Origin of the sequence: Pyrinomonas sp., assembly GCF_040289685.1 — a bacterium.
GTDB lineage: Bacteria > Acidobacteriota > Blastocatellia > Pyrinomonadales > Pyrinomonadaceae > Pyrinomonas.
On the sequence record NZ_PSLQ01000126.1, the window covers coordinates 1 to 4355 of the forward strand.

The 4355-nt window shown below is 53.8% G+C and carries 4 protein-coding genes and 1 riboswitch; of the genes, 3 read left to right on the top strand and 1 reads right to left on the bottom strand.

Going from position 1 to position 4355, the window contains the following annotated elements:
* Positions 1-211: 211 nt before the first annotated feature.
* A riboswitch (cyclic di-GMP riboswitch) is annotated at positions 212-297 on the bottom strand.
* A 173-nt stretch (positions 298-470) separates the two neighbouring features.
* The 3 genes from C4334_RS14735 (at position 471) to C4334_RS14745 (ending at position 4044) form a co-directional block, all read left to right on the top strand.
* Positions 471-680 (top strand): hypothetical protein, encoded by a 210-nt coding sequence (locus tag C4334_RS14735; RefSeq protein ID WP_352432844.1) that lies wholly within the window; start codon positions 471-473, stop codon positions 678-680.
* Positions 681-817: 137 nt separating this feature from the next.
* Positions 818-2980, top strand: coding sequence for a bi-domain-containing oxidoreductase (locus tag C4334_RS14740; protein ID WP_352432845.1), 2163 nt, complete (start codon positions 818-820; stop codon positions 2978-2980).
* Positions 2981-2985: 5 nt separating this feature from the next.
* A complete protein-coding gene (locus C4334_RS14745) occupies positions 2986-4044 on the top strand; it encodes a glycosyltransferase family 4 protein (RefSeq protein WP_352432846.1) in 1059 nt (352 codons plus the stop codon).
* Between the two features lie 9 nt (positions 4045-4053).
* On the opposite strand, the gene C4334_RS14750 is transcribed toward C4334_RS14745, so the two are convergent.
* On the bottom strand, positions 4054-4355 hold a 302-nt coding region (locus C4334_RS14750; RefSeq protein ID WP_352432847.1), incomplete at its 5' end, for a hypothetical protein.

Genomic DNA, 4355 nt, shown 5'->3' on the forward strand with positions numbered 1-4355 from the left:
CTGCCCAGCGTATGCGGCGGAAGATGAAAGCGCGCAAACGATCAACCACAGAGCACACAGAGCAGCAGATGCTACACGGCGAAGCCTCTTTTCTGCTCCGAGTTTCGCCTCTTCTCCCTTTTGATCTGTTCTTTGCGAGGGTGTCTGCGACGGAGAGATTTGTCTATAAAAATAAGCGCCTTGGAATAGAGTCATCTCCTCTTTACCTCACTTCGGCAACCCGGCCAAGTCAGCCGCAAGTGCTGACTCCCGTAGGCTTTGCGGCCCCTGCTCGCGCAGGGTGTGCCTTTATCGGTGGTGCCAACGCTCTTCAGCTCTTAAGAGACGGTGGCAATGACAGCGCGCAACCGGCTGGTGTCGAAAGATGATTCACCCTTGAAACGTAGCGATCGGTCATCTTTCGAGAATCAACTTCGACGTTGAAGTTGATTTCGCTCTGACTCGCCGTCTATCTTGTCGGGGCAAGAGGAATGAGCAAGATTTACGGTCGGGAAAGCTACCCGCAGAACCGGCAGCTCGTGGAGAGCATAGCGCCTCGATTTAAAAATGTCAATACCTGTTTAAACCAATATGAGAAGTGCAAGGAAGAATTTTGCTTGATGGTGCTTTATTTAGAAGGTGATTCGGTCTCACACGAAGCATTGCCGATTTCATCTGAAGAAACCTCACTTGATGGTTAATCCTCTTTCAGGAAGCTTGTGGATATTAGCACTATCATCTCATTGGTCGAAGTCATCGGTGTTTTGATGTCGTCGCTTGCTTCGAGTAACATCAGCTTTCCCGAGCATCGGTCTCGCTTCACCGCGCTCGAACTGAAATGAAACAAGTCATACGCAAAGGGCTGAAAGAGATCATCGTCGATGAGGTTCCAGATGCGCCGCTCATCCCGCATCATCTCCTCATTAAGCCTATCTACTCGCTTATCAGCAGCGGGACGGAGACAGCTAGCATACACCAAGAGGGCATCTTGAAAGAGGTGGCCGAAAACCCTTCACACCTAAGGAAAATATGGGATGCTCTCAAGCTCAATGGTCCCGTGCGAACGGCCTCAGAGGTCATCGCCAAATTCAGCGAGTATGCTGTGCTCGGCTATTCCGGCGCTGGCGTCGTCGTGGGCAAACACGAAACGGTCCAGGATTTGAACGTCGGGGATCGAGTCGCTTACGGCGGCGAAGGAACAGGGCATGGGGAAGTCATCTTGACAGGGCGCAATCTGGTGGCTCGTGTTCCGGATGAGGTTCCATTCGAGCACGCTTGCTTCGCCACGTTGGGAAGCATTGCGCTACATTCCGTCAGAACAGCTGATATCAGTCTCGGGACGCGCGTCGTCGTGATCGGTCTAGGACTTGTTGGGCAGCTCATTTCTCAACTGGTTCGCCTGCAAGGCGGCGTCGTCATCGCCACAGATCTTCGTCCCGAGCGCGTCGAACTAGCGCGCCGACTCGGTGCCGATCACGCGCTATCAGGAGACGCTTCCGTCGTTGAAGCGACGAGTTCTTTGACCGAAGGCAAGGGGGCCGATTGCGTCATCGTCGCAGCAGCTTCCAAATCGGAAGCCCCTTGTCGGCTGGCCTTGCAGCTTTGCCGCGACCGGGGGCGCATCGTCATAGTCGGCGCAGTACCCATCAACTTCCCTTGGGAGGAGATGTACCTCAAGGAGATACAACTCCTCATGTCGCGTGCCTATGGGCCGGGCAGCTACGATCCGGCTTACGAAAAGCGCGGGCAGGACTATCCTTTCGCTTACGTGCGGTGGACTGAGAACCGCAACATGGAAGAGTTCTTGCGATTGGTCGCTGCCGGGCGCATTGATCTAGCGCCGTTGATCACGCACCGTTTTGCGCTGGAAGAAGCGCCCGAAGCTTATAAAACCATCCTCGATCCGCAATCTGGCAGCTTGGCCGTCCTTTTGCGCTATCCCGCGGCTTCAGAGGAGAAACCCGCTGAGACTTTCGTTCCACGGCGTAAGGTAGCGGTGCGCACATCTTCGGCTCAACGAGCCGAATTTCGCGTCGCGCTCATCGGCGCGGGCAACATCGCCCGTTGGGCGCATCTTCCGAGCATAAAGAAAGTGAACGGAGTGCGGCTGCGCGCCATCTATTCAACCAACGGCGCGCGCGCAAAGAGCTACGCTTTGCGATTTGGCGCAGATTATTGCTGTTCCGACTACGAGGAGATCCTACAGGATCCGGAGGTCGACGTCGTTGTCATCACCAGTCGCAATCAGTATCACTACCAGCAAACGCTCGCCGCGCTGCGCGCTGGCAAGCATGTATTTGTCGAAAAGCCTATGGCTTTGACCGAAGAGGAGTGCCGTGAACTCTGCGAGGCCGTTCGCAACACCGGATTGCACCTGACCGTCGGATTCAATCGTCGCTTTGCCCCACTGTACGTCGAGATGAAGAAACAACTGGCAGGGCGAACGAGTCCCGCCGTCATCAACTGTCGGATGAATTCGCCGGGCATCTCCGGCTCCTATTGGATGGCCGATCCAGCAATCGGCGGCGCGATTTTGGGCGAGGCTTGCCACTTCGCCGATTTGATCTATTGGTTGTTGGAATCTGAGCCGATAGAAGTCTCGGCCTACTGCTTGCCGACAGGGACGCAAGATCCGATCGGCGAGAACAACATGGTCGCCAGCTTCCGCTTTGCCGATGGGTCCATCGGCAGTTTGACCTATTGCACAGTGGGCAGCAAAACTTCCGGCGGCGAAAGGGTGGAAGCTTTCGCTCAGGGCGTCGGCGTTACCGTGGACGACTTCAAACGCTTAATCGTTTGCGGAAGAAGCAAGCGCAAGAGCTTCAATCTATGGGCGCGCAAAGGTTACGATGAACAATGGGCTTCTTTCTTCGATGCCATTAGACAGGGGCGAGAGCCAGAAGTGACCGTGATTGATGGCGCACGAGCGACCCTGTGTTGCGTGAGGATGCTGGAATCGGCGCGACAATTACGTCCCGTCCGAATCGATCTTTCCTGCTAGTGCCCATGCGTGTCTTACAGATAGGACCGTATCCACCTCCCTACGGCGGCGTTCAGGTAAACATCCTTTCCATTAGGCGTTTTCTCCTGGAAAGAGGCATAGATTGTTCGGTTATCAATGTCACGAGGCACAGAAACGCCAGCGAGCCCGGAGTGTATCATCCGACCTCCGCTTTGGAAGTCGCGCGACTACTTTGGCAACTTGATTACGACATAATCCACCTTCACATCGGGGGGAATTTGACGTCTCGCCTTGTCGGGCTCTGTTTTTATTGCACCATGCTTCCCTCCTGTAAAACGGTTCTCACTTTCCACTCTGGCGGGTACCCTTCTTCTCCAGCCGGCGAGAAAGCGAACCCTTGGACTTTAAAGGGTTATGTCTTTCGTCGGCTTGATCGCATCATCGCCGTCAACGAAAAAATCAGAGAGATGTTCATCAAGTTCGGCGTGCCTCAGGAGAAGGTCCGCTTGATTTCACCGTTCGATCCATGTGCGGCGGTCTCCAATGCAGAGCTGCCCTGTCAGATACGAGGATTTTTGGATAGCCATTCGCCTATTCTTGTAACAGTAGGTCTACTCGAACCGGAATACAACCTTCATCTACAGATAGATTCGCTCGAACTGGTTTTGAAGAAGTTCCCACAAGCAGGCCTGATAATCATCGGTTCAGGGAGCCTTGAGCAGAGCTTGCGTGACCACATCTCGACCAAAGAATACTCAGATCATGTGCTCCTTTGTGGGGATGTCGTTCACGAAGCGACGTTGAAGACCATCTCAGAGGCTGATGTGTTTTTAAGAACGACACAGTACGATGGTGACTCGATTTCGGTGAGGGAGGCTTTGCATTTGGGAGTTCCGGTGATCGCCACAGACAACGGAATGCGACCTCTCGGCGTGCATCTCACCAGTCTAACTGAGCTGACGCCAAAACGATTGGCGGAGCAGATAGAATTCGTCTTAAGCGATTTGAGCAGGAATCCAAAGATGTCACCAGACAGGACGTACCAAGAAGCCCCCAGCGCAAAAGTTTTGGAACTGTATCGAGAAATATGCGCCCGTTTGTAAAAGGCCTTCTTACTTTTGAACCACTCCACGAGTGATCTCTTCCAAGAGATCGAAGTTACAACCGACATCGCGTTTGTTAGCTGCTCGCCCTTTGAACGGGCTATCCGGGCGCAGCCGGTAATTGCCTGCAGCCACGTCCGTAAACTTTATGGTCTCCAGTATGTTGTTCGGCCCCGTATTGTAATTCCCTACCGGATAGCAAATCGTCTGCTGTGTGTCGCAATCGTAAGCTCCGTAATAATCCGCATACACGTTTCCTCGATACTGCCAGTTGGTCGCTTCGTAATTCAACGCCGCCGTCCCAGCATACG